Here is a 24517-nt window from a genome sequence, read left to right on the forward strand (position 1 = left end):
ACAAGGGCGGACCTTGCAGCCCGCCCTTGGTTCAAAATGGTGCGGTCGAGAAGACTCGAACTTCCACGGGAGTTACCCCACAGCGACCTCAACGCTGCGCGTCTACCAATTCCGCCACGACCGCACTGCCTTGGCTTGGTGTCGGGCTTTTAACTGACGTTCCGCGCGATGAAAAGCGGATTCTTGCAGTCGATCGGCGATTGTATCCGGCGGCGGATTCGCCCATCTGTGATGGCGTTACAGAAAGGCCCATCATGGACTGGACCCACCTTCCCGGTCACGCCGATTATGCCGCCACCCTTGCCGCGATGGAGGAGCGGGTCGCCCGCATCGCCCGCGGCGAGGCGGAGGAGGCGATCTGGCTGCTTGAACATCCCCCCCTCTACACCGCAGGCACCTCTGCCCGCGCCGAGGATCTGGTCGCGCCCGACCGTTTTCCCGTCTTCGACGTGGGGCGCGGCGGGCAATACACGTATCACGGGCCGGGGCAGCGTGTCGCTTACGTGATGCTGAACGTGGGCGCCCGCGGGCGCGATGTGCGCCAGTTCGTGTGTTCGCTTGAAAACTGGGTGATCGACACGCTGGCCGAATTCGGCGTGCGGGGCGAACGTCGCCAAGGGCGTGTCGGCGTCTGGGTCGCGCGTCCCGACAAGGCCCCCGGCCCTACGGGCGCCGTTCGCGAAGACAAGATCGCCGCGATCGGCGTGAAGCTGCGCCGCTGGGTCAGCTTCCACGGAATCAGCCTGAACGTCGAACCCGACCTGTCGCATTTCGACGGCATCGTGCCCTGCGGCATCCGCGAACATGGTGTCACGAGCCTTGTCGATCTGGGTCTGCCCGTCACGATGGAGGATGTGGACACGGCCCTGATGGCGACGTTCCCGCGCCACTTCCCCGAGTTGAACGGCACGGACACGGCAGTATAACCTGCCCTCAACAGCCGGGCGCCGCGCCCCAGCCAGAACGGAGGGCCCATGGCCGACCTCTTGAACCACCGCCTTCCGGCAACCGATCCGCGCATGATCGGTCTGCGTTTCCTGCTGACGGCGGTTCTGGCAGGTGTTCTTTCGCTGGCACTGACGGCCCTGATGCGCCTGGAACTTGCCTCACCGGGCCTGCAGCACCTGTGTCAGGGCGGCATCCGCCTGATTGCCGATGCCGCGCGTCCCTGCACTGATTCGGGCTTCTGGCCCGTGCTTGCCGCTTCGCACGGGCTGCTGATGGCGTTCTTCACGCTGATGCCGGCGCTGTGCAGCGGGCTGGGGCTGTGGCTTCTTCCCTCGCTGATTGGCGCGAAGGATCTTGCCTTCCCGCGGATGGCGCTGACCGGCTGGTGGATCTATGCCGCGTCCCTGCTGATGGCGGTTGTGGCGATGGCGCTGTCGTCGGCCCCGCTGGCACTTGCAGCACTGGCGATGACGGGGCTTTCGGCAATCCTTGGTGCGATCAACACGATCACCACCTTCCTTAATCACCGCGCCGAGGGGGTCACGCTGGACCGTGCACCGCTTTTCGCGTGGTCGCTGACAATCGCCGCCGGCCTTGTCCTGCTGGCGGTGCCGACGGTGGCAGGCGCAGCGCTGATGCTGGCACTTGGCAAGGGCAGCGCGGCAGACCTGCTGGCGCGCCAGGGCGGCGATGCCGAGGCGATGCGCCAGATCCTGTGGTTCTTTGCGCATCCGCAGCTTTACGTGATCGCCCTTCCCTCCATCGGCATCGCCAGCCACATCATCGCGATCCGCGCAGGCCGCCCGCTGGTCGGCCGTCCGGCCGTACTGGCTGCGATGGCACTACTGGCGGGCCTCGGCGTTACGCTCTGGATGCAGGAACTTTACACCAACGGCCTTGGCGTCAGCGAGGAAGGGTTCTTCGGCATCGCGACATGGGCCTTCATCCCGCCCGCACTGCTCGCGGCGATGATGTGGATCTTGACGCTGGCCGGCGGGGCGCGTCCCTTCGATGCGCCGCTGCTTTGGGCTTGCGGGTTCGTCGCACTGATTCTCGGCGCTGTTCTGCTGGCCCTCGCAGGTACAGAAGGCACGATCGCACGCTTTCACTACGCGCTTGGCCTTGGCGCGGTGTTCGGGCTGTTCGCCGGGCTGCACCTGTGGCTGCCGATGATAACCGGCCGCGCATTGCCCGACGTTTCGGGCCGCTTGCAGGCGCTGATGATGTTCGCGGGTGTGAACCTGTCATTCCTGCCCGGCCTGACCGAGATGTGGCAGAACGCAGGCGCCACCCTGTCATTCCTGTCCTTCGCGCTGTTCGTCGGATCAGTCGGCTGGTCCCTGCGCTTCGGACAGCGCGTAACACTGCCCGAAGTGGCAGGGGAACCCGCACCGGCCCAGGTCCGGCAGGCCTAACCCGCCGGACGCTGCGGCCCTGCCAGATCGGGCGGGGCCATTTCTTCCAGCTCTGCCAGTGTCAGCATGTCATACATGTCGCGCGAACGGTGGTTAAGTGCACGCGCGTTCAGCAAGCCACGGCGGGCGGACAAAGCCGCCCCCGCACATTCGGTAAAGTACTCGGATCGGACCTGAGCGTTCACGGGAAAGCCTCCTTCTGGTGCGTCGGGTCACAAGTCGCTGCAACACGCACCAAGGCCAGAGGTTCCCTGAACAGGCGGATGTCAGCCGAGACGGGCCTTCAGCTGCGCCCCGGCGGCGCCGAAATCCATCTGCCCGGTATATTCTGCCTTCAGATGCGCCATCACGCGGCCCATGTCGCGCAGGCTGGTCGCACCGGTTTCCGCGATGGCGTTGTCGATCGCCTGTTCCACTTCCGCAGGCGAAAGCTGGCGGGGCAGGAAATCCTCGATCACGCGGATCTCGGCCCGTTCCTTAGCGGCAAGATCGGTGCGGCCACCCTCTTCATAAACGCGGGCGCTTTCCTGGCGCTGCTTGACCATGCGGCCCAGCACGGCAAGAATATCTGCATCGGGCACGACTTCCTCGCCCTCGGCGCGGGCGGCGATGTCGCGATCCTTGACGGCGGCGTTGATCAGGCGCAGCGTCGAAAGGCGATCCGCCTCCTTCGCGCGCATGGCATCCTTCAGCGCAGCCTGCAGCTTGTCGCGGATTGTCATAAAAGAACTCCTGCTGTTCCAGTGGCGCAGAATACAGATCAAGGCCCGCATGCGCAACGCGCGTTAAGCCTTGACCATGCCCCCTCCAGACCATAGGTTCCGCCCGTTTATCCAAATGCAAAAAAAGGAGTCGCGCGATGGAGCCGCAATCCAAACCCACAGCCTGCCTAGCGCTGGCCGACGGGACGGTGTTCTATGGCCGCGGCTTCGGTGCCGTCGGGGAAACGGTGGCCGAACTGGTCTTCAACACCTCCATGACCGGTTATCAGGAAATCATGACCGACCCCTCCTATGCAGGGCAGATCGTGACGTTCACCTTCCCGCATGTCGGCAATGTCGGCACCACGGCAGAAGATGACGAAACCGCTGATCCGGTTGCCGCCGGCATGGTCGTCAAATGGGATCCGACCGAACCGTCGAACTGGCGCGCCACGACCGAACTGGCAGAATGGCTTCGGCTGAAAGGCCGGATCGGCATCGGCGGCCTGGACACGCGGCGGCTGACCCGCGCGATCCGCCAGCAGGGCGCACCCCATGCCGCGCTGGCACATGATCCTGATGGCAACTTCGACATTTCCGCCCTTGTTGCGAAGGCGAAAGGGTGGCGCGGCCTTGTCGGCCTTGATCTTGCCAAGGACGTGACCTGCGCCCAAAGCTATCGCTGGGATGAAAAGCGCTGGGCATGGCCCGAAGGCTTCACCAGGCGTGAGGGCGAAGGGCTGCGGGTCGTCGCCATCGATTACGGTGCGAAACGCAACATCCTGCGCTGTCTCGCATCGGCCGGCTGCGACGTGACGGTTCTGCCCGCCACCGCCACCGCGGAAGAGGTGCTGGCCCTCAACCCCGAAGGCGTGTTCCTGTCGAACGGCCCCGGCGATCCTGCGGCAACCGGCGAATACGCCGTGCCGATGATCAAGGGCGTTCTGGAAAAGGATGTGCCGGTCTTCGGCATCTGCCTTGGCCACCAGATGCTGGCGCTGGCGCTTGGCGCAAAGACCGTAAAGATGAGCCATGGGCACCACGGCGCCAACCATCCGGTGAAAGACAATGACACCGGCAAGGTTGAGATTACGTCGATGAACCACGGCTTTACGGTCGACAGCCAGACCCTGCCCGCTGGCGTTCTGGAAACGCATGTCAGCCTGTTCGACGGTTCCAACTGCGGCATCCGTCTGGATGGCAAGCCTGTGTTCTCGGTCCAGTACCACCCCGAGGCCAGCCCCGGCCCGCAAGACAGCTATCACCTGTTCGAACGGTTTGCAGAAGCCATGCAGGCCCGCCGCGCCTGATTAATGGCGGATTAACCTTTTTACGCGATGCCTTCCGGAGCACCGGAGGGCATCCCGATGAGCCTGCAACCGATCTATTCGCCCGAGCGGGCCGCCAAGCGTCCTTCGGCCCGGCCCACGCTGCCCGAACTGCTGCTGGCCAGCGGCGCGCTTGGCGAAACCGGGCTCGCCAGGGCCCGCGACTTTGCCGTTGAACGGGATATTGGCCTTGCCCAGGCAATTCTGGCGCTGCGGCTTGTTCCATCCGACCGGCTTTATCCCCTTCTGGCCCGCCATCACGGCATGCGCCGCATCGATCCCCTTACTGATGCGCCCGATCCGCGCCTGATCGACAGTCTGGATGCGGATTTCTGCCTGCGCCACAACCTCGTTCCGTGGCGGCAGCTTGGAGACGTAACGATCATCCTCGCCCCCACTCCCGAGGATTACGAGGCGCATCATGCCCACCTCACCTCGCGGCTGGGCCCCGTTGCTTGCGCCTTGGCGGATGAGGCTTCGGTGAACGCGGCCCTTCTGAACACGCGCGGCGCGGTGCTGGCCATGCGGGCACAGAACGCGGTGCCCGATCTTTACAGTTGCCGCAACTGGAACAACGCAGCGGTGCAGGACCCGCTTTTGCTGTGCCTGATCCTGCTGGTGGCCGTCGTGATCCTGTGGCCGGCATCTATTCTGGCAGTGGCCTCTGTTTGGGCCATCATCTCGCTTGTCCTGTCCATGGGGCTAAAACTGGTGGCAGCCATCGCTGCGCACCGTGCCAACCCGCCGCCCGCGCAGCCGCCCGTCATGGCCCACCTGCCGGTGGTGACGATCATCGTCGCCCTCTACCGCGAGGCTGATATTGCCGAGCGGCTGGTCCTGCGCCTGTCGAAGCTGGACTACCCGCGCGACCGGCTGGAAATCCTGCTGGCCGTGGAAGAACGCGATCACCTGACGCGGCAGGCACTCGCACACGCCAGCCTGCCCGAATGGATGCGCGTGATCGTGACACCACATGGCAAGCTGAAAACAAAGCCCCGCGCACTGAACCACGCGCTGACCTGTTCGCGCGGCAGCATCATCGGCATTTTCGACGCCGAGGATGCCCCGGCCCCCGACCAGATCCGCAAGATGGTGGATCGCTTCCACGCCGCGGGGCCGGATCTGGGCTGCCTTCAGGGTATCCTCGACTACTACAACCCCCGCACCAACTGGATCGCACGCTGCTTCACGGTGGAATATGCCGCCCTGTTCCGCGTGATCCTGCCGGGCATCCAGCGCCTGCGCATGGCGATCCCCCTCGGCGGCACCACCCTTTACGTCCGTCGCGAGGTTCTGGCCCGCATCGGCGCATGGGATGCCCATAACGTGACCGAGGATGCCGATCTGGGCATCCGCCTTGCCCGCCACGGCTATCGCACCGAATTGGTTCCCACCGTCACGCATGAGGAAGCCAACTGCATGCCGCTCGCCTGGATCCGGCAGCGGTCGCGCTGGCAAAAGGGCTACATGATGACATGGATCGTGCATATGCGCGAACCCCGCCGCCTGTGGCGTGAAATCGGGCCGCGCGGCTTCATCGGCTTTCAGATCATGTTCTTCTGCGCGCTGTCACAGGCGATCCTGGCGCCGGTGCTGTGGTCCTATTGGCTGTTGGCGCTTGGCTTTCCGCATCCCGTCACGCATGCCCTGCCAGGCTGGTCGGTCGTGGCGCTGGTGGGCATGTTCCTGATGACCGAGGCGATCAACATCACCATCGGCATCCTTGCCCTGCGTAAGACGGGCCACCGGATGAACCCGCTTTGGGTGCCGACCCTTCTGTTCTATTATCCGCTGGCCACCATCTCGGTCTACAAGGCGCTGTGGGAAATGGTGGCCAAGCCATTCTACTGGGACAAGACATCCCACGGCCATTTCGGCTAGCGCAGCTTCAGCTCTCCGGCATCCACCAGAAGGCGGGTTTCGAAGGCGCGGCTGATATGCATGCGCAGCGCCTCGTCGGCAGCTTCGCCGTCCCGCGCCTCGATCGCGGCCACAATGGCATCATGTTCGGCCATGGCCGATCCGTCCCGCCCTTCGGCCGCAAGCGAGGTGCCGGCCATCAGGGCCATCGACCGCTGCAAAAGTCCAAGCTGTTGCACAAGGAACCGGTTGTGCGAAGCAAGGTGGATCTGCTTGTGGAACCGCCGGTTGGCCCGTGAAAGAAGCTGCGGGTCCCCCCCCAGAAGCGAACGGTCTTCCTCCACCATGCGGCGCAGGACGGTGATTTCCTCGTCCCGCGCATGGCGGGCGGCAAGGCGCGCAGCCAAGCCTTCCAGCTCGGCCCGAACGGCATAGAATTCGGCAAGCTGGTTGTGATCAAGCGCAGCGACGATCAGGCTGCGCCCGTCGCGCACCAGCATCGACTGCGTTTCCAGCCGCTGCAGCGCCTCGCGCACGGGTGTGCGCGATACGCCCAGCCGTTCGGCCAGCTCTGATTCCACCAGGCGGTCGCCGGGTTTGTAGGTGCCGCCCTCGATCGCGGCGATGATCAGCGAATATGCGTCCTTCTGCACCCTTGGCCCCCTTTTCCGGCTGCCGCATTTATCCCCCTGCGGCAAAGTGCTGCAACCGCCGTTCCGGTGACAGATTGCCGCGCCCGCATCACAAAGCTATTATCCTGCACATGATTTCCCAAGACTTTCAGCATGTGCGCGCATGGGTGTTCGATCTGGACAACACCCTTTACCACCCATCCGCCCGCCTGTTCGACCAGATCGAGGTGAAGATGACCGATTGGGTCATGCGCACCCTTTCAGTTGAACGGGAGGAAGCGGACCGGATGCGCGCCGCCTATTGGCAGCTTTACGGCACCACGCTTGCCGGCCTGATGCGCGAACATGACGTCGATCCCGTGTCCTATCTGGTCGACGTGCACGACATCTCGCTTGCCCATCTGACGATCGACGATCTTCTGGCCTCGCATATCCGCCGGTTGCCGGGGCGGCGCATCGTTTACACCAATGGCTCCGCCCCCTATGCCGAACGGGTGCTACAGGCGCGGGGCCTGTCGGGCCTGTTCGATGCGGTTTACGGCGTGGAACATGCCGATTACCGCCCCAAGCCCGAGCGTGAGGCGTTCGAGGCCATTTTCAGCGCCGACGGTCTGAACCCCGCCGAAGCCGCCATGTTCGAGGATGACGCACGGAACCTTGCCGTGCCCCACGCGCTTGGGATGCGCACGGTGCATGTGGCCGAGCGGCCTGCCCCCGCGCCCCATATCCACCACCACACCGATGATCTTGCCGCCTTTCTGGGACGGCTTCTGGAATAGCATGATGGACACCGACATTCTGATCTCGGGCGGCGGGGTGGCCGGACTGACCGCAGCCGCAGCTTTCGGCACCAAGGGCTTTCGGGTGATCTGCGTTGATTCCGCACCCGTCGCGCCCGAGGATCAACGCTCGACCGCGTTTCTTCAACCCGCCATCCCTGTGCTGGAGGCGGCGGGGCTTTGGGATCGCCTTGCCCCGCAGGCCGCGCCGCTGCAGGTCATGCGGATCGTCGATGCGGGCGGGCCCCTGCCCGAAGCGCGGCTGGTGCGGGAATTCGATGCCGCCGAAATCTCGGATCAGCCCTTCGGGTGGAACCTGCCGAACATGCTGCTGCGCAAGGTGATGGCCGCCCGCCTGGAGGACCTGCCGAACGTGACGCATCTGCAAGGCATCGGCACGGCCCGTCTTGCCACGCGGGAAGCGGGCGCACGGGTGGCGCTGACCGATGGCACGACCGTCAGCGCAAGGCTGGTCATCGCCGCCGATGGGCGCGACAGCCCGATGCGCCGCGCGGCAAACATCCCGGTGCGGGTAACGCGGTTCGGGCAGAAGGCGCTGGCCTTCAGCGTCACGCATGACATCCCCCACCAGAACGTTTCCACCGAGGTGCATCGCACGGGCGGGCCCTTCACGCTGGTTCCCCTGCCCGACAAGGACGGCACCCACCGATCCGCCATCGTCTGGATGGAACGGGGAGCGGAGGCGGAGCGGCTGCGCGGCCTGCCCCCGGACCAGCTTTCCGTGGCCGCAACCGAACGTTCGGCCGGCATCCTTGGCACGCTGAAGGTCGACTCGCCCACCGGCATCTTCCCGATCATCGCGCAGGTCGCAGATCGGATGGCCTCGGAACGGCTGGCCCTGATGGCCGAAGCCGCGCATGTGCTGCCGCCCATCGGTGCGCAGGGGCTGAACACCTCGCTGGCGGATCTGGCGGCGCTGCTGGATCTGGCCCACCCCGACACGCTGGGCAATGCCGCGATGCTGGAGGCGTATCACCGCCGCCGCCATGCCGATGTGCGGACCCGCGCCGCAGCGATCCGCGCCCTGAACCGGACCTCCATGCTGTCGGTGCCGATGATGCGTGATCTGCGGGCCTTCGGGCTTCAGGCGCTGCACGGGGTGACGCCAGTGCGCCGCGCCTTGATGCGGGCGGGACTTGGCCGCTAAACCGGGCCGGGGCGGCGTTCCTCGCTCAGCAGGACGTTCGCCTCCACCTGCCCCACGCCCGGCAGGGTCATGATCCGCCGGCGCAGGACGCGTTCGAAATCGGCAATATCGCGCGCCACCACCCGCAGGCGGTAATCGAACAGGCCCAGAACGTGCTGCACGATCTGCACCTCGGGAATGGCGGTGGCGGCGCGCTCGAAATCCTCAAGGCTGACGCGGCCTTTCGTGGCCAGCTTGATGCCCAGAAACACCGTCACGCCAAAACCAAGCGCCTCGCGGTCCACCACCACGCGGCGGCCGGTCAGGATCCCCGCCTCTTCCAGCCGGCGGATACGGCGCCAGGCGGCAGGCTGGGACAGGCCGAAACGGCGGCCCAGCGCCCCCGCCGATTGCGTCGCATCCTGTGCAAGCGCGCGAAGAAATGCGCGGTCGGTGTCGTCAAGATCGGTCATACCGGCAGCGCCTCGGCATCCTTGATGGTGGAAACAAGCATCAGCGCCTCGATATCGGCGATATGCGGCAGGGTCAGGATCTTCTCGCGATAGATTTCCTGCCAATGCGCCATGTCGCGGGCGATGACGTTCAGCCGCAGGTCGATCCGGCCAAGGAAGGTCTCGATCGCCAGAACCTCCGGCACCTCGCGCGCGGCGGCGATGAAATCGTCAAATGCGCGGGGGGCCGTCTTGTCGAGGCTGAAGCGCAGGGACACCTCCACCTCGTAGCCCATCGCCCGCCAGTCGATCACCGCTTCCTGCGCACGGATGATGCCTTGGGCCGTCAGCCGTTCCAGCCGCCGCCACGCTGTTGCCTGCGCCACCCCCGTTCTTTCGGCAATGGTGGCCGTGCTGGCGGAAGGATCATCCAGCAGATGGCGCAAAAGGCGGCGGTCGGTATCGTCCAGCTGCATGATCTATTCCGCTTTCAGCCTAGCACGCATGAATATCTCATCCTCTGACGGAAGACCTGCAAGATTGCAACGTGGTTCGCTCGTTTGCGGCTACACTGCCCCCACAAAGACAAGGAGAGCGGATATGCGCGTCTATTATGATCGCGATTGCGACATCAACCTGATCAAGGACAAGAAGGTCGCGATCCTCGGCTATGGCAGCCAGGGCCACGCCCATGCGCTGAACCTGCGCGATTCGGGCGCGAAAAACCTCGTCGTCGCGCTGCGCGAAGGCTCCCCCTCAGCCAAGAAAGCAGAAGCCGAAGGCCTGAAGGTCATGGGCATCGCCGAAGCCGCCGCTTGGTGCGACCTGATCATGTTCACCATGCCCGACGAACTGCAGGCCGAGACGTACAAGAAATACGTCCATGACAACCTGCGGGAAGGCGCGGCGATTGCCTTCGCCCACGGCCTGAACGTGCATTTCGGCCTGATCGAGCCGAAGCCCGGCGTGGACGTCATCATGATGGCCCCCAAAGGCCCCGGCCACACCGTTCGCGGCGAATACACCAAGGGCGGCGGCGTTCCCTGCCTCGTGGCCGTGCACCAGGATGCAACGGGCCGCGCGATGGAGCTTGGCCTGTCCTATTGTTCGGGCATCGGCGGCGGCCGTTCGGGCATCATCGAGACGAACTTCCGTCAGGAATGCGAAACCGACCTGTTCGGCGAACAGGCAGTTCTGTGCGGCGGCCTCGTCGAGCTGATCCGCATGGGCTTCGAAACGCTGGTGGAAGCCGGCTATGAACCCGAGATGGCCTATTTCGAGTGCCTGCACGAAGTGAAGCTGATCGTGGACCTGATCTACGAAGGCGGCATCGCCAACATGAACTACTCGATCTCCAACACGGCCGAGTATGGCGAATACGTGTCGGGCCCGCGCGTTCTTCCCTATGAAGAAACGAAGGCCCGCATGAAAGCTGTCCTGACCGACATCCAGAACGGCAAGTTCGTGCGTGACTTCATGCAGGAAAACGCCGTCGGCCAGCCCTTCTTCAAGGCAACGCGCCGCATCAACGATGAACACCAGATCGAACAGGTCGGTGAAAAGCTGCGTGCGATGATGCCTTGGATTTCCAAGGGCAAGATGGTCGATCGCGCCCGCAACTGATGATGAAAGGGCGCCCGGCCGGGCGCCCTTTTCATTTCCGCCCGACCGTGACCTTCACCTTCGCAGGCTTGGCGGCCGTCCTGGCCGCGGCAACTGCCAGAAGGCTCAGGCACAGGGCAAGCACGACAAGCGTATCCACCGACATCGTTCTGTCCTTTCGCATCTTCACGAAAGCAACCGGCGGATCGGGCAAATGTTCCCTCAGCCCGCCTGCTCCACCGCGGTGACGACACTTTCGACCACCTCGGAAAGAAGCACGGGATCTTCGGCCTCGGCCATCACGCGGATCAGGGGTTCCGTCCCCGACTTGCGGATCAGCAGCCGCCCCTTGCCATGCAGCCGCGCCTCGGCCTCCGTGATGGCGGCCTTCACCGGTGCAGCTGCCAGCGGCTCCTGCCCTGCGGCGTAACGGACGTTCTTCAGCATCTGCGGCACGGTCTCGAAGCTCTGCGTCAGCTCGGATGCCTGCCTGCCAGACCGCGCCATCTCGGCCAGGAACTGCAGGCCGGCCACCAGCCCGTCGCCGGTGGTGGTATGATCGGTCATCACGATATGGCCCGACTGTTCGCCGCCCAGATTGAAGCCGCCCTCCCGCATCCGTTCCACGACATAGCGATCGCCGACCGGTGTGCGCTCCAGCCGCAGGCCGCGCCCTTCAAGAAACCGCTCCAGTCCAAGGTTGGACATCACGGTGGCCACAAGCGCGCCGCCTTTCAGCCGGCCCTCCTCGGCCCAGCGGGCCGCCAGCAGCGCCATGATCTGGTCGCCATCGGCCACACGGCCATGCTGGTCAAGGATCATCACGCGATCCGCATCGCCATCCAGTGCGATGCCCACATCCGCGCCATGCGCCACCACAGCCTCGGCCGCGGCTTCGGGATGGGTGGAGCCGCAATGCAGGTTGATGTTCTTGCCATTGGGCGAGGTGCCGACCGGGATCACATCCGCCCCCAGTTCCCAAAGCACCTCGGGCGCCGCGCGATAGGCGGCACCGTTGGCGCAATCGATCACCACCTTCAATCCATCCAGCCGCAACCCGTGCGGGAAGGTCGTCTTGGCATATTCCTGGTAACGCCCGCGCCCATCCTCGATCCGTTTGGCGCGGCCGATATCGGCGGGATCGGCCAGCGGGATCTCGGTGTCCAGCAGGGCCTCGATCTCGGCCTCGGCGGCGTCAGACAGCTTGAAGCCGTCAGGACCGAAGAACTTGATGCCGTTATCCTGATGCGGGTTGTGACTGGCCGAGATCATGACCCCGAGATCCGCCCGCATCGATCGTGTCAGAAAGCCCACGGCCGGCGTCGGCACCGGCCCCAGCAGCAGCACGTTCATGCCCATCGCCGTCAGCCCCGCTGTCAGCGCATTTTCCAGCATATAGCCGGACAGGCGCGTATCCTTGCCGATCACCACGCGCGGCATCACCGACTTGCGCCGGAAATACTTGCCTGCCGCAAGGCCAAGCCGCAGCGCGATCTCTGCCGTCATGGGCGCCGTGTTGGCGGTGCCGCGCACCCCGTCTGTGCCGAAAAGCTTGCGGGTCATTCCATTCCTCCGGTCGAGGCCATCCACAGCGACAATGCCTGCCGTGTTGCCCATACATCATGCACGCGCAGCAACTGCGCCCCTTGCGCCACGCCCGCCAGCGCGACCGCAACCGATCCCGGCATCCGGTCACGCGGAACCATTGCCCCGCCGATCCTGCCGATGAAACCCTTGCGCGACACGCCCAGCAGGATCGCACAGCCAAGCCCGTGAAACAGCGACAGCCCGCGGATCAGCGCAAGGTTATGGGCCATCGTCTTGCCGAACCCAATTCCGGGGTCCACCACGATCCGTGCGCGGGGAATGCCCGCCGCCTCGGCCACCGCGATACGCTCGGCCAGATGGTCGTAAACATCCAGCAGCACATCGCCGTATCGCGGATCGTTCTGCATCGTTTCCGGCACGCCCTGCGCATGCATCAGGCAGATGGAGGCGCCGGTGCGGGCCACGGTTTCGGCCATGGCCGGATCATAAATCATCGCCGAAACGTCGTTGACCATCGCAGCCCCCGAAACCTCGGCCACCGCCGCCTTGCGCGTATCAACCGAGATCGGGCAAAGCCCCTGCAGAGCCGCGATCACCGGACGGGTGCGGCGGATCTCTTCATCCGCGGCGACGGTTTCCGCGCCGGGACGCGTGCTTTCGCCGCCAATATCCAGCATGTCGGCATCTTCAGCCACGATCCGCGCCTGCGCCACCGGATCATATGTGCCGCCATCGGAAAAACTGTCCGGCGTCGCGTTAACGATGCCCATGATGCGCGGCGCATCCCATGTCAGCCCGTGCAGCCCCGGACGCGGGGCCGTCAGGCGGGCCAGAACCTCAGCCGGCAGGTCCGATGCCGCGATCAGGCGGGGCGGGCGATCCCGCTCCAGCACCTCGGCGCGATCGAACCAGCACCAGCCGCCGGCGAGGGGAAGCGCCCCGTCCGGGCGCGCGCGATCGGTCATCGCGATGGGGCGGTAATAAGTCATGGCGGCAGTTCTATCCAAGCCGCGTGCGGTGGCAAGTCACCCCTGAACGACGCGGACGCGGCTTTCCGCCGAGATTGGAACAAAAGCCGTGATCTCATCCACGCCAAGGATCTTTGCAAGCCAAAGCACCAGCGCATCCGGCGCGGTGGAGGCAGGCGGCTCGGATGCCCCCAGCACCATCTTTGACGGCGCCCAAAGCACTGCCAGCCCCTGCCGCAGCGCCCAATCCATCTCGGTCCGCGTTGCGGCTACGGTAACGCCGCCTGTCACCCGCTGCCACGCCGCCTGTTCGATCGCCAGAAGGTCCAGCCGGCGCTGCGCCTGCGGATCGGAAACCTGCACCGGGTCGCCTGCCACGCAGTTGATCGCCCCGGCAACCGGCACGCCCGCATGCCCCAGCCAGACGATGCGGGGGGCGGGTGCGGCCCCGCCCGTCACCGTCACATCCCCGCGCCGGCGGGTAACGTCGATGCCAAGGGTGAAGGGGCCGCGATCGGGCTTTTCGATGACCAACCGAACTGCTTGCGCCTGCGGATGGGCCAGAATACGACCCGCAATGCCATCCGCCAGCGTTTCCAGCAGGTTGACCCGGCGCGCCGCCAGTTCATCGGCAATGGCTTCTGAAATACGGTCATAGGACAGGATAAGGTCAACCTCGTCCCCCGCCCGGACGCGCGTCACCTCCACCTCCACATGGAAGCGCAGCCGCTGGCGAGTGCCGCGCTCCACCTCGAAGGCGCCAATCTCGATTTCGACCACGTGGTCGCGCAGAAAAATCCGGTCCATGCGGCGCAATCTACGCCACTCTCATTCCCGGTAGAAGAGGTGACCGCCGATCGCCGCCGTGCGTGGCAGTCGCGAGGCCCAGGACGGGTTCACCGCCCGCGTGTGGAAATGCGTCGCCCCCTTGGTCAGCATCCTTGGCGCCCCGTCCAGCATCACGGCGGCAATCTTGCCCGCCCGTTCGAAGGCGCGCTTTTCCGTCACGACTTCCGGCTTGCCGTCGCAGATGAACGAAAACTGGCACACCGACCCCTTTTCGCCCTGCGTGACCACCGCGCAGACATCGGAAGGATAGGATGAGGCATCGACGCGGTTCAGGATCACCTCTGCCACCGCGAACTGGCCCTGCAGGGGTTCGCCCCGTGCTTCGAAATAGACGGCTTCGGCAAGGCACTTCCAGTCGGCATCATGTGCCACCTCGGGGCTTTGCGCACGCAGCCACTGGGTGTCATAGCGGATCATCGGAAGCGCCTTCGGCACCGGATCAGAAAGAGAGCGGCCGGCATCTGGCACATAAGCCACACGTTCCACCTCGGCATTCGGGCCAAGTCGGGGCATGTGGAAGCCCGGATCGGCTTTGGCGCCCATCGTGCCCGCCAACAGGAAGGCCGCAGCGGCCAGTCCCAGTCCAAACAGTCGCATGATGTCAGTCCCGCATTGTTTCACACGTCATGCGGCTGGGACGTCCCTTCTACCCATCCGCGCACAACAGCGGTCTCTCGTAACGGCTAGATGACAGAAAGTCCACCTAGAGTGGTTAAGAAGGGTTAACGATAGTGTCAGGGCGGCGCAGTTCCCCCGTGATCCAGTCCCGCTCCCCCACCGGGGTGACACGTTCCGAAAGGGCCAGATGCGCCGCAGCCAGCCGCGCCAATGGCACCCGATAGGGCGAGCAGGAGATGTAATCGAAACCGGCCTTGCGGCAGAAGGCGATGGTGTCCGGATCGCCGCCATGTTCGCCGCAAAGCGAAAGCGTCAGGTCCGGCCGGGCCGCCCGCCCCCGCTCGGCCCCGATCAGCAACAGCTCGCCCACGCCTTCGATATCAAGGGTGTGGAAGGGATCTTCGGGAAAAACGCGGCTTTTGACATAGGCGTTCATGAAGCGGCTCGCGTCATCGCGCGACAGGCCATAGGTCATCTGCGTCAGATCGTTCGTGCCAAAGGACAAAAAGGCAGCGTTCACCGCCAGGTCGCCCGCCCGAAGCGCGGCGCGGGGCGTTTCCACCATCACGCCCAGACGGTATCCCAGTTCCGCCCCTTCCTGCATCCGCACCGCCGAGGCGACGGCGTCGATCCGGCTGCGCACCAGTTCCACCTCCCGCCGTGCCGAGATGAGGGGGACCATGACCTCGGGCACTACGCGAATCCCCTCGCGGGCGCAGGCCAGCGTCGCCTCGAAGATGGCGCGGGCCTGCATTTCATAGATTTCCGGCCATGCGATCCCAAGGCGGACGCCGCGCATTCCCAGCATGGGGTTCGCCTCGGCCAGCGCCTCGGCGCGGCGGATGATCTCGGACAGCGGCCGGTCCAGCGCTTCAGCAAGGGACCGCAGCCCTTCACGCGTTTTCGGCAGGAATTCGTGCAGCGGCGGGTCCAGCAGGCGGATGCAGACCGGCTTGCCTGCCATGATCGTGAACAGCCGTATGAAATCTGCCCGCTGCATCGGCAAAAGCCGCGCCAGCGTGGCCGCACGATCCGTTGGCCCGTCGGCGAAGATCATCTCGCGCATGACGGTCAGGCGGTCATCCTCAAGGAACATATGTTCCGTCCGGCACAGGCCGATGCCCTGCGCGGCAAAGCGGCTGGCAAGTTCGGCATCGGCAGGCGTGTCGGCATTGGCCCGAACGCCGATGTCGCAGGCGGCCTCCACCCACCCCAGCAGCGTGCGGAACGCATCGTCCAGTGACGGCGCAAGCAGCTCCGCAGCGCCTGCCAGCGCTTCGCCGGTGGAACCGTCCAGCGTGATGATATCGCCTTCATGCAGCACGCGCCCGTCGGGCAGGGTCAGAATGCGTTCGCGCGGATCAAGCCGCAGATCGCCCGCCCCCACCACGCAAGGCACGCCAAGGCCGCGCGCGATCACGGCGGCATGGCTGGTGGCCCCGCCCCGTTCCGTCAGCACGCCGGCGGCGGCATGCATGCCACGCACATCCTCGGGCGCCGTTTCGCGGCGCACCAGAATGCACGGCTCCCCCCGTGCGGCAAAGGTCTGCGCGGTGACGGAACTGAAGGCGATCCGCCCGACCGCCGCACCCGGCGAGGCGGGAATACCCCGCACGATCCGGTCGCGCGGCGCGCGGGGATCGACCTGACGGTGCATCATCTCGGCCAGATCGCGGGGCTTGATCCGCAGAACCGCCTCTTGCCGCGGGATCACGCCGTCATTGGCCAGCGCAACGGCGATGCGCACACCAGCCCCCGAACTGCGCTGCACCTTCACCGCATCCAGCACCGACAGATGGCCGTTCTCGATCGTGAACTCGATCTGCATTTCTTCGCGCAGGCGTTCGCGGCAACGGGCGCCGTGGCGGATCAGGTCCGCGAACATCTGCGGGGCCTCCTCCTCCAGCGAGGGGCCGCGCGCATCGCGCGTCAGGTAAAGTTCGGCACCCTCGGCCAGCGAAAAACCGCCCTGGCTTTGATTGCGGAAGCGGCCCGTGATCTGCGGGCGGCCCGTTTCGCCGTCCACGAACTGGATCACGCCCGAACCCGAAAGCCCCTGCCCCACGCCCTGCGCCATCTGCTGCACCAGCAGGCCCAGCCCAGCCCCTTCGGGCGCACCCTTGGCCTGCCGTAGCAGCCGCGCGCTCGTCCCCTCCCACGCGCGGGACATGGATCGGGTCACCTCGGTCAGCTGGCGGGCGGGATTTTCGGGGAACGGTTCATCCGTCTGGTCCTGATAGGCGCGCAGCGCCTCGCCCAGGTCGGACCCGTCGAACATGTCGGGATCAAGCCGCGCCACGTGGATGGCATAGGCCTGAACAAAGCGCAGATAAAGCTGGTCCGCCGCGGCCTTGCCATGGGTGCGGGAAAGCTCGGCGTGCCGCGCCGCGTTCATGCCGATGTTCAGGACGGTTGAAGGGCCGCCCCAATCGGTTTCCTGCGGGCTCGGCCTGACAGAAACAAGAGGCGCGGGACCGAAACGCGACAGGATGCGCGCGCAATCCACCGGCTGGCCCTGCGCGATGGCCCGCACGGTCACGATGGGCAGCGCCACCGTCAGCGGCACGGGAATATCCAGCCGGATCAGCCGCTGCAGGCACTTGGCCCGCCAGCCATGTGCGGCGGCGGTGATGCATTGGGTGGGGGTGATCAGGACATGGTCCGGGAAGGGCGCGCTCATCTGCATGATACAAGGATAGCGGCGGCGCGCCGTTTCGCCAATGGCCCGCGTCCGGAACATCCGGACGCGGCAAGGCCGTCAATCGGCAATCTTCGTGAGGTCGGCGACGCTGGAACAGGCGGCGCGGATGCGGTGCAGCAGGTTCAGGCGATTCCGGCGAACGATCTCGTTCTCAGAATTGACCTGCACAGCCTCGAAGAAGGCATCGATCGGCACGCGAAGGGCAGCCATCGCGGTCATCGCGGCTGCGAAATCCTGCGCTTCCAGTGCCGGGCCGATCCGCCCGTCGGCCAGATCAAGCGCGGCAAACAGCGCTTTTTCTTCATCCGTTTCGGCGAACTTGGCATCGGCACCGAAGGAATATTCGACACCGTCCTTCGCTTCGGCCTGGCCAAGGATGTTGGCGGCACGGCGGAAGCCCTGAAGCAGGTTCGTGCCGTCCTCCGAAGACAGGAACGCCTGAAGCGCCTCGGCCCGCTTCACCAGAAGCGCCAGATCGTCGTTTCCTGGCATGGCAAGGCAGGCATCAATCACATCGTGCCGAACGCCCTGATCGCGCAGGTGGACCTTCAGACGATCATGGAAGAAGCCCAGAAGATCGGCGACGACGTCGGTCGCACCGCCATGCTGTTCCACGCCCCTGGACAGGATCTGCGACAGGCCGGTGGCGATGCCGTTGCCCAGCACCAGCCGGATCACGCCCAGCGCGGCGCGGCGCAGCGCGTAGGGGTCCTTCGATCCCGTCGGCTTTTCGTCAATCGCCCAGAAGCCGGTCAGCGTGTCGATCTTGTCGGCCAGCGCCACCGCCACCGTGACCGGCGCCGTCGGCACCACGTCCGACGGGCCAAGGGGCGAATAATGCCACTGGCACGCCTCGGCCACCTGGCCATCAAGGCCCGCAGCTTCGGCGTAATAGCGGCCCATCAAGCCCTGAAGCTCGGGGAATTCGCCGACCATGTCAGATTGCAGATCGGCTTTGGCCACCTGCGCGGCTTGCGTTGCCAGCGCGGGATCGGCACCGACCAGCGGCGCGAGTTCCGCCGCCAGATCGGCGATGCGGGCCACGCGGTCGGCCTGGCTGCCAAGACGGTTGTGGAAGGTCACATCGGCAAGGCCTGCGCCCATCCCCTCCAGCCCTTCGGCCTTCACGGTGCGCAGATCGTTTTCCCAGAAGAACCGCGCATCCGACAAACGGGCGGACAGCACCTTCTGGTTGCCCTTCAGGATCGTCTCGCCTTCATCGACGGTGGTGCGGTTGGCGACGGTCACGAACTTCTCGATCCGGCCCGAAGGCGCTTTGACCGAAAAGAACTTCTGGTGTTCCTTCATGGAGGTCTGCAGAACCTCGGGCGGCAGGCCAAGGAACGCCTCGTCGATGCTGCCCATCAGCACGACAGGCCATTCGACCAGTCCCGCAACCTCGGCCAGAAGGCCCTTGTCCTCCACCAGCTCCAGCCCTTGGGCGAAGGCGGCGGTGGTGGCGTCGTTCCAGATGATCGCCTCACGCTCGGCACTGTCCAGCACCACATGGGCAGCCAATAGTTTCGCGCGATAATCGTCGAATGAGGATACCGCGAACCGGCCCGGCGCCATGAAGCGATGGCCTTCCGTGGTGTTGCCCGCCGTCAGGTGATCGACGGTCACCGGCACCACGTCGCTGCCCGCCTCGGTCGTCAGCAGGCACAGGATGGAATGCAGCGGGCGCACCCAGCGAAGCTGTCCGCTGCCCCACCGCATGGATTTCGGCCACGGGAAGGTGCGGATCGTCCGCTCCACCACCTCGGCCACGATATCGGCGGCAGGGCGGCCAGGCTTTGTCACCCGTGCATAGAGGATCTGGCCCTTCTTGTCGTCGCGAACCTCGATCACGACGCCGTTCAGGTGGACATGGCTGCCCGAAGGCTGGCCCGCCAGCGCCATCACGGGCGCCGCATCGGTGATGCCAAGGCCGCGCAGGAACCCTGCCAGCGCCTGTTCGGGGGCATCGGCCTTGGGGCCCTTGCGCTCCTCCGCGACGGTGGGGGATTCGGCGTTCAACCCTTCCACCGCCAGCACCAAACGGCGCGGCGTGGAAAAGGCCCCGGCCGAGGCATAGGTCAGACCCGCCTCCACCAGACCATTGGTGACCAGCTTTTGCAGATCCTCGCGCGCGCGGGCCTGCATGCGGGCGGGAATTTCCTCGGAGAAGAGTTCGAGCAGAAGATCGGGCATGTACAGGTATCCGTCAGTGAGAGGCGCCGGCGTCGGTCATCACGAAGGCATCGGCGCAGCGCTTGGCCAGCGCACGCACGCGGCCGATATAGGCCTGCCGTTCTGTGACAGAGATGACGCCCCGCGCATCCATCAGGTTGAACAGGTGGCTGGCCTTGATGCACTGGTCATAGGCCGGCTGCGACATGATGATGCGGCGGCCTGCGCCGTCCACCTCGGGGGCCGACAGGATGCGGTCGCATTCCGCTTCGGCATCCTTGAAATGCTGCAGCAGCATGTCGGTATCGGCAATGTCGAAGTTCCAGCGGCTGTATTCCTGTTCGGCCTGCCGGAACACGTCGCCATAGGTCAGCGGCGTCGGGCTGTCCGGGTCGTTGAACGGCATGTCCATCACGTGATCCACGCCCAGCACATACATGGCCAGACGTTCAAGGCCATAGGTCAGCTCGCCCGAAACAGGTTTGCAGTCATGCCCGCCGACCTGCTGAAAATAGGTGAACTGCGACACTTCCATCCCGTCGCACCACACTTCCCAGCCAAGCCCCCACGCCCCCAGCGTCGGGGATTCCCAGTCATCCTCCACGAAGCGGATATCGTGCAGGTTCATGTCGATGCCGATGGCCTGAAGGCTGCCAAGATACAGCGCCTGAAGGTCGGGCGGCGAAGGCTTCAGGATCACCTGATACTGGTAATAGTGCTGAAGACGGTTCGGGTTTTCGCCATAGCGTCCGTCTGTCGGGCGGCGCGAGGGCTGGACATAGGCCGCAGCCCACGGCTTGGAGCCGAGAGAGCGCAGGGTCGTGGCCGGGTGGAAGGTTCCCGCCCCCACCTCCATGTCGTAGGGTTGAAGCACCGCACAACCTCGGGCACCCCAATAGCCCATCAGGCGCAGGATGATCTCCTGAAAACTGCGGGGGGGCGTGGTGGCAGACATGGCGGCTCCTTCACTCGGGGTCGCCACTGCATAGGGGGCACGGGCGGGTGCGTCAACGCATCCAGAAGCGCGGCATGAACAGCACGAACACTGTCAGCAGCTCCAGCCGGCCAACAAGCATGCCGAAGATCATGATCCACTTGGTCGCATCGGGGAAATCGGTCAGCGCCCCACTGGGGGCGACCCCGCCCCCGAACACCGGCCCGACATTCGCGATCGATGTCCATGCCGCCGTGATGGAGGCCCGCACATCCAGCCCCGTCATCGACAAAAGCACCACCAGCACGCCGAAGGTCAGCATGAACATCGTGAAGAACAGGATGACCGAGTTCATCACGTCGCGATCCACCACCTTGCCTTCGTACCGGACCGAGATGACGGCGTTGGGCGAACGCAGGCGGCGGATCTGCACTCGGATCGCCTCGAACAGGATCAGATAGCGGAACACTTTCACTGAACAGCCGGTCGAGGATGTGCACCCGCCGATCAGCCCGACGATGATGAGGATCAGCAGCGGGAAGGCATCCCATTGCGACAGGTCCACGCTGGTGAACCCCGTGCCCGAAAATGCCGAAACCACGTTGAACATCGTTTCGCGAAAGGATGGCAGAACCGGCGCGCGGTTGGCCCAGACGTCATAGATCACGATGGCGACGGTGGCATACAGGTTCCAGCGCAGATAGGTCCGCACCTGCCGGTCGTGCCAGATCGGCGCGTAATGGCCGTGCAGCATCTGGACATACCGGATGAAGGGCAGCGTCGCAGCCAGCATGAAGAACACGCAGGCATATTCCAGCGGACCCGCAAACGCCCCGAACGAGGCATCGTGCGAGGAGAAGCCGCCCGTGGAGATGGCCGTCAGCGAATGGGCCAGCGCATCGAAGCCCGTCATGCCCATCGCGCTGAAGGTCAGCATGCAGACGACCGTCATGCCGACATAGATGCGGATCAGCGCGGCAGAGATGTCCATGGCGCGGGGCAGGATCTTGCCCAGCGTGTCAAACCCTTCCGAGCGGAAGAACTGCATCCCCCCAACCTTCATGACCGGCAGGAACAGCATCGCGACAATAACGATCCCCAGGCCGCCCAGCCACTGCAGGATGGCGCGCCACAGGATGATGCCTGCCGGAAGATCGTCCAGCCCGCTGAAAACGGTGGCCCCGGTGGTGGTCATTCCCGAAACGGATTCGAACATCGCATCGGTGAAGCTTGCCTGCGTGGCACCGATGATGAAGGGCAAGGCCCCGAACAGCGGCAGCCCGATCCAGACCCCTGCCGTCAGCAGGAAGATCTGCTGCAGGTTCATCGCACCGCGTGTACCATTGGCACAGGCCAGTGCCGTGGCCGCCCCCAGCACCATCGTGATGAGCGAGATTTGCAGGAAACTCGCCCACTCCCCCTCGCCGGTGAACAGATCGAACATCATCGGCACCAGCATCGTGACGCCAAGCGCCACGACCAGAAGGCCGATCACATAGGCAACGGGCCGTATATCCACTAGCCCCGTTTGTTTTTGCGCCCGTTCAGCCACTGTGGACCAGCGTTGCAAGCATCTTCGGGTCGATGCTTTGCTGTGCGAAGGTCTGCCCCTCGGTCAGGACCGAAACGGCGTCGTGGGAGTGGAGCGATTCCTGATGGCTGGCGATGATGCGGAAATCGCGTACGCGCGGATCGGCCTGCAGCACGGCGCAGAAGGACCGGGCGGCGTCTTCCACGAAGATCGGGTTGGCGGCGTTCAGTTCGGCAAAGGCCTGTTCATCCTCGCGCTTGACCATGACCTGCGTTTCGGTCGGCACGGCGGTGCGGGCCAGCGCGATCAGATCCTCGAACCACAGCCGGTCGCCCGTCATTTCCACCGACAGGCGCGCGACGGACCGCTGCGAATGGGGCGTGGCAAGCTGCCCCCGCGTTTGGCGGGCATGTTCGGACAGTTCCAGCGAACACGGGCAGGTGGAGGAGTAAACATAGTCGAGATGCATCATCTTCTTGCGCTGGCCGGCCACGTCCACCAGTTCCAGCGCGATGTCGTAATACTGCCACCCCGTCAGCCCCGACCGCAGCGAGTGCACGCGCGCGGGGAAGGAAAACCGCATCTGGATGCGCGCATCGAAGCTGCCAAGGTCGCGCTTGTAATCCTCCAGCGCGTGCTCGATCACTTCAAGCGAGCAGTCACGCTCGGCATGGGCATAAAAGGACCGCATGATGCGGCTCATGTTGATGCCCTTCTTTTCCGCCTCAAGGCTGACGGTGCCGGTGACCGAGGTTTCCAGAACCACATCCCCGCCATCCTTCAGCCGGTACCGGATCGGCAGGCGGAAGTTGGAAATGCCCACATGCTGGATGACGGCCTGCGCCCCCACGATCAGGCTGGACGGGCCGTTCTGCAGATCGGGAAGCGTCGCGCGGTAGGCCGCATCGGCCGTGAAACCCGCAGGATAAGCGCGGCTCAGCTCCGGATAAGCGCGAAGAACCGCGGGAAGCTGCAGCGCGGCAACGTCATCCTCCGTCGCGTTGGCCGTATAGTGGCGCAAAACCGCAAGCGCGGCCTCCGCCTCGGCCCGCGTCGGCGGAAGGTCAGCACGGATGTTCATCGTAAACCCCTTCGTGGGATCAGGCGCGGCTTATATAGCGCCGCCGCGCCGTTCGCCCAAGTCAGATCACATCCAGCGCGTTGCGGATGTCGGTAATAAGATCGTCCGCATCCTCGAGCCCCACGGACAGGCGGATCAGGCCGGGCGTGATGCCCAGTTCGGCCTTCTGTGCGTCCGGCAGGCGCTGGTGCGTCGTGGTGGCCGGATGCGTCGCGATGGATTTCGCATCCCCCAGGTTGTTCGACATCTTGATGACGCGCAGCGCGTTCAGGAAGCGGAAGGCCGTATCCTTGTCCGCCAGTTCGAACGCGATCATCGTGCCACCTTCGGACATCTGCGACTTCGCCAGCGCCTGCTGGGGATGGCTGTCCAGGAAGGGATGGATCACGCGGCCCAGCCGGGTGTCGCCGGCAAGCGTTTGCGCGATCTTCCACGTGGTTTCGGCCATCGCGCGGCAGCGGAGGTCCAGCGTCGCCATGCCGTTCAGCATGATCCACGCGTTGAAAGGGCTCATCGCGCCGCCGGTATGGCGCATGTAACCTTCCAGCGTGCCACGGATGAAATCGACCGTGCCGCAAACGACGCCGCCAAGGGCGCGGCCCTGCCCGTCGATATGCTTGGTGGTGGAATAGATGACGACGTCGGCACCCAGATCCTTCACGCGGCTGAAGATCGGCGTGGCGAACACGTTGTCCACGATCACCAGCGCACCGGCGGCATGGGCGATCTCGGACACGGCGCGGATGTCGATCACTTCCAGCGTGGGGTTGGAGATGGATTCAAGGAACACCGCCTTGGTGCCGGGCGTGACGGCCTGCCGCCATGCATCCAGATCGGTGCCGTCCACCAGCACGATTTCCACGCCAAAGCGGCCAAGCACGTTTTCAAGGATGTACAGGCAGGATCCGAACAGCGCCCGCGCGGCCACGATCCGGTCGCCCGCCTTGCAGATCGACATCAATGCGCCGTTGACGGCGGCCATGCCGGATGCGGTGGCGAAGGCATCCTCCATCCCCTCGATAGCGGCGATACGTTCTTCGAACATGCGGGTCGTGGGGTTGCCATAGCGGGCATAGATGAACTCGTCGCCCTCGGTGGCCTGGAACCGCTTTTCGGCCTGTTCAGCCGTGTCATAAACGAAGCCCTGCGTCAGGAAGATCGCCTCGGCCATTTCGCCATACTGGCTGCGGCGGCTGCCGGTATGCACAAGCTTCGTGCGGGTTTTCCAGTCCTCGGCCATCGTCCACTCCAAAA

The 24517-nt window shown here is 64.9% G+C and carries 22 protein-coding genes and 1 tRNA gene; 7 read left to right on the top strand and 16 right to left on the bottom strand.

Going from position 1 to position 24517, the window contains the following annotated elements; translation table 11 throughout:
• Nucleotides 1-37: 37 nt before the first annotated feature.
• Nucleotides 38-124: transfer RNA gene (locus tag JX25_RS07720), tRNA-Leu, on the bottom strand.
• A gap of 127 nt (nt 125-251) precedes the next feature.
• On the opposite strand from JX25_RS07720, the gene lipB reads away from it, so the two are divergent.
• Together lipB and JX25_RS07730 are read left to right on the top strand one after the other, a co-directional pair.
• Nucleotides 252-926 carry a lipoyl(octanoyl) transferase LipB gene (lipB, locus tag JX25_RS07725; protein WP_421780798.1) on the top strand — a complete coding sequence of 225 codons (675 nt, stop codon included), beginning with the start codon at nt 252-254 and terminating at the stop codon, nt 924-926.
• Nucleotides 927-974: 48 nt separating this feature from the next.
• On the top strand, nt 975-2363 hold the full coding sequence (locus tag JX25_RS07730; protein WP_128254451.1) for a cbb3-type cytochrome c oxidase subunit I: 1389 nt from the start codon (nt 975-977) through the stop codon (nt 2361-2363).
• Here JX25_RS07730 and JX25_RS07735 read toward each other — a convergent pair.
• Together JX25_RS07735 and JX25_RS07740 are read right to left on the bottom strand one after the other, a co-directional pair.
• The gene (locus JX25_RS07735) at nt 2360-2548 is read right to left on the bottom strand and encodes a DUF3008 family protein (RefSeq protein ID WP_128254452.1); all 189 of its coding nucleotides are present in this window, start codon (nt 2546-2548) and stop codon (nt 2360-2362) included. The genes JX25_RS07730 and JX25_RS07735 overlap by 4 nt on opposite strands.
• A gap of 81 nt (nt 2549-2629) precedes the next feature.
• Nucleotides 2630-3085, bottom strand: coding sequence for a GatB/YqeY domain-containing protein (locus JX25_RS07740; protein ID WP_128254453.1), 456 nt, complete (start codon nt 3083-3085; stop codon nt 2630-2632).
• 137 nt (nt 3086-3222) lie between these two features.
• Here JX25_RS07740 and carA point away from each other — a divergent pair, with 137 nt between their 5' ends.
• Together carA and JX25_RS07750 are read left to right on the top strand one after the other, a co-directional pair.
• Nucleotides 3223-4374, top strand: coding sequence for a glutamine-hydrolyzing carbamoyl-phosphate synthase small subunit (gene carA, locus JX25_RS07745; RefSeq protein ID WP_128254454.1), 1152 nt, complete (start codon nt 3223-3225; stop codon nt 4372-4374).
• 57 nt (nt 4375-4431) lie between these two features.
• Complete coding sequence (locus JX25_RS07750) at nt 4432-6273, top strand: glycosyltransferase (protein WP_241557881.1); 1842 nt, start codon at nt 4432-4434, stop codon at nt 6271-6273.
• Here the strand turns inward: JX25_RS07750 and JX25_RS07755 are convergent.
• Complete coding sequence (locus JX25_RS07755; protein WP_128254456.1) at nt 6270-6905, bottom strand: GntR family transcriptional regulator; 636 nt, start codon at nt 6903-6905, stop codon at nt 6270-6272. The two genes, JX25_RS07750 and JX25_RS07755, sit on opposite strands and share 4 nt — an antisense overlap.
• Nucleotides 6906-7015: 110 nt before the next feature.
• Between JX25_RS07755 and JX25_RS07760 the strand changes: the two genes are divergently transcribed.
• Both JX25_RS07760 and JX25_RS07765 read left to right on the top strand, forming a co-directional pair.
• The gene (locus JX25_RS07760; protein ID WP_128254457.1) at nt 7016-7663 is read left to right on the top strand and encodes a pyrimidine 5'-nucleotidase; all 648 of its coding nucleotides are present in this window, start codon (nt 7016-7018) and stop codon (nt 7661-7663) included.
• A 4-nt stretch (nt 7664-7667) separates the two neighbouring features.
• Nucleotides 7668-8831, top strand: a complete 1164-nt coding sequence (locus tag JX25_RS07765; RefSeq protein ID WP_128254458.1) for a UbiH/UbiF family hydroxylase — start codon at nt 7668-7670, stop codon at nt 8829-8831.
• Here JX25_RS07765 and JX25_RS07770 read toward each other — a convergent pair.
• Together JX25_RS07770 and JX25_RS07775 are read right to left on the bottom strand one after the other, a co-directional pair.
• A complete protein-coding gene (locus JX25_RS07770) occupies nt 8828-9283 on the bottom strand; it encodes an Lrp/AsnC family transcriptional regulator (RefSeq protein ID WP_128254459.1) in 456 nt (151 codons plus the stop codon). The genes JX25_RS07765 and JX25_RS07770 overlap by 4 nt on opposite strands.
• The gene (locus JX25_RS07775; protein WP_128254460.1) at nt 9280-9738 is read right to left on the bottom strand and encodes an Lrp/AsnC family transcriptional regulator; all 459 of its coding nucleotides are present in this window, start codon (nt 9736-9738) and stop codon (nt 9280-9282) included. Before JX25_RS07775 ends, JX25_RS07770 begins: the two co-directional genes overlap by 4 nt.
• 124 nt (nt 9739-9862) lie before the next feature.
• Here JX25_RS07775 and ilvC point away from each other — a divergent pair, with 124 nt between their 5' ends.
• Nucleotides 9863-10885 carry a ketol-acid reductoisomerase gene (gene ilvC / locus JX25_RS07780; RefSeq protein WP_128254461.1) on the top strand — a complete coding sequence of 341 codons (1023 nt, stop codon included), beginning with the start codon at nt 9863-9865 and terminating at the stop codon, nt 10883-10885.
• Between the two features lie 201 nt (nt 10886-11086).
• On the opposite strand, the gene glmM is transcribed toward ilvC, so the two are convergent.
• The 10 genes from glmM to metZ form a co-directional block, all read right to left on the bottom strand.
• Nucleotides 11087-12427: a phosphoglucosamine mutase gene (gene glmM, locus JX25_RS07785; RefSeq protein WP_128254462.1), complete on the bottom strand. Its 1341-nt coding sequence runs from the start codon at nt 12425-12427 to the stop codon at nt 11087-11089.
• Nucleotides 12424-13401: a dihydropteroate synthase gene (gene folP, locus JX25_RS07790; protein ID WP_128254463.1), complete on the bottom strand. Its 978-nt coding sequence runs from the start codon at nt 13399-13401 to the stop codon at nt 12424-12426. Before folP ends, glmM begins: the two co-directional genes overlap by 4 nt.
• A gap of 36 nt (nt 13402-13437) precedes the next feature.
• Entirely contained in the window at nt 13438-14187 is a 750-nt protein-coding gene (locus tag JX25_RS07795) for a dihydroneopterin aldolase (RefSeq protein ID WP_128254464.1), read from the bottom strand.
• Between the two features lie 21 nt (nt 14188-14208).
• Nucleotides 14209-14772, bottom strand: a complete 564-nt coding sequence (locus JX25_RS07800; protein ID WP_421780800.1) for a cell wall hydrolase — start codon at nt 14770-14772, stop codon at nt 14209-14211.
• Between the two features lie 169 nt (nt 14773-14941).
• Complete coding sequence (locus JX25_RS07805) at nt 14942-17533, bottom strand: putative PEP-binding protein (RefSeq protein WP_128255215.1); 2592 nt, start codon at nt 17531-17533, stop codon at nt 14942-14944.
• A 72-nt stretch (nt 17534-17605) separates the two neighbouring features.
• Entirely contained in the window at nt 17606-19738 is a 2133-nt protein-coding gene (gene glyS, locus JX25_RS07810; RefSeq protein WP_128254466.1) for a glycine--tRNA ligase subunit beta, read from the bottom strand.
• A gap of 13 nt (nt 19739-19751) precedes the next feature.
• Nucleotides 19752-20672 (bottom strand): glycine--tRNA ligase subunit alpha, encoded by a 921-nt coding sequence (locus JX25_RS07815; RefSeq protein ID WP_128254467.1) that lies wholly within the window; start codon nt 20670-20672, stop codon nt 19752-19754.
• Nucleotides 20673-20724: 52 nt separating this feature from the next.
• A complete protein-coding gene (locus JX25_RS07820; RefSeq protein WP_241557882.1) occupies nt 20725-22170 on the bottom strand; it encodes a TrkH family potassium uptake protein in 1446 nt (481 codons plus the stop codon).
• 25 nt (nt 22171-22195) lie between these two features.
• A complete protein-coding gene (gene folE2, locus JX25_RS07825) occupies nt 22196-23263 on the bottom strand; it encodes a GTP cyclohydrolase FolE2 (protein ID WP_128254468.1) in 1068 nt (355 codons plus the stop codon).
• Between the two features lie 61 nt (nt 23264-23324).
• Nucleotides 23325-24503, bottom strand: a complete 1179-nt coding sequence (gene metZ / locus JX25_RS07830) for an O-succinylhomoserine sulfhydrylase (RefSeq protein WP_128254469.1) — start codon at nt 24501-24503, stop codon at nt 23325-23327.
• Nucleotides 24504-24517 lie beyond the last annotated feature (14 nt).

Origin of the sequence: Falsirhodobacter deserti, from assembly GCF_004015795.1 — a bacterium.
GTDB classification, from domain to species: Bacteria; Pseudomonadota; Alphaproteobacteria; order Rhodobacterales; family Rhodobacteraceae; genus Falsirhodobacter; species Falsirhodobacter deserti.

Excerpts from the sequence above, each read along its gene's own strand:
- glyS (WP_128254466.1), bottom strand. The coding sequence starts at position 19,738 with ATGCCCGATCTTCTGCTCGAACTCTTCTCCGAGGAAATTCCCGCCCGC.
- carA (WP_128254454.1), top strand. The coding sequence starts at position 3,223 with ATGGAGCCGCAATCCAAACCCACAGCCTGCCTAGCGCTGGCCGACGGG.
- JX25_RS07765 (WP_128254458.1), top strand. The coding sequence starts at position 7,668 with ATGGACACCGACATTCTGATCTCGGGCGGCGGGGTGGCCGGACTGACC.
- JX25_RS07815 (WP_128254467.1), bottom strand. The coding sequence starts at position 20,672 with ATGTCTGCCACCACGCCCCCCCGCAGTTTTCAGGAGATCATCCTGCGC.
- ilvC (WP_128254461.1), top strand. The coding sequence starts at position 9,863 with ATGCGCGTCTATTATGATCGCGATTGCGACATCAACCTGATCAAGGAC.
- JX25_RS07775 (WP_128254460.1), bottom strand. The coding sequence starts at position 9,738 with ATGCAGCTGGACGATACCGACCGCCGCCTTTTGCGCCATCTGCTGGAT.
- JX25_RS07750 (WP_241557881.1), top strand. The coding sequence starts at position 4,432 with ATGAGCCTGCAACCGATCTATTCGCCCGAGCGGGCCGCCAAGCGTCCT.
- JX25_RS07800 (WP_421780800.1), bottom strand. The coding sequence starts at position 14,772 with ATGGGCGCCAAAGCCGATCCGGGCTTCCACATGCCCCGACTTGGCCCG.
- folP (WP_128254463.1), bottom strand. The coding sequence starts at position 13,401 with ATGACTTATTACCGCCCCATCGCGATGACCGATCGCGCGCGCCCGGAC.
- JX25_RS07760 (WP_128254457.1), top strand. The coding sequence starts at position 7,016 with ATGATTTCCCAAGACTTTCAGCATGTGCGCGCATGGGTGTTCGATCTG.
- JX25_RS07730 (WP_128254451.1), top strand. The coding sequence starts at position 975 with ATGGCCGACCTCTTGAACCACCGCCTTCCGGCAACCGATCCGCGCATG.
- glmM (WP_128254462.1), bottom strand. The coding sequence starts at position 12,427 with ATGACCCGCAAGCTTTTCGGCACAGACGGGGTGCGCGGCACCGCCAAC.
- JX25_RS07795 (WP_128254464.1), bottom strand. The coding sequence starts at position 14,187 with ATGGACCGGATTTTTCTGCGCGACCACGTGGTCGAAATCGAGATTGGC.
- metZ (WP_128254469.1), bottom strand. The coding sequence starts at position 24,503 with ATGGCCGAGGACTGGAAAACCCGCACGAAGCTTGTGCATACCGGCAGC.
- JX25_RS07740 (WP_128254453.1), bottom strand. The coding sequence starts at position 3,085 with ATGACAATCCGCGACAAGCTGCAGGCTGCGCTGAAGGATGCCATGCGC.
- folE2 (WP_128254468.1), bottom strand. The coding sequence starts at position 23,263 with ATGAACATCCGTGCTGACCTTCCGCCGACGCGGGCCGAGGCGGAGGCC.
- JX25_RS07770 (WP_128254459.1), bottom strand. The coding sequence starts at position 9,283 with ATGACCGATCTTGACGACACCGACCGCGCATTTCTTCGCGCGCTTGCA.
- JX25_RS07805 (WP_128255215.1), bottom strand. The coding sequence starts at position 17,533 with ATGCAGATGAGCGCGCCCTTCCCGGACCATGTCCTGATCACCCCCACC.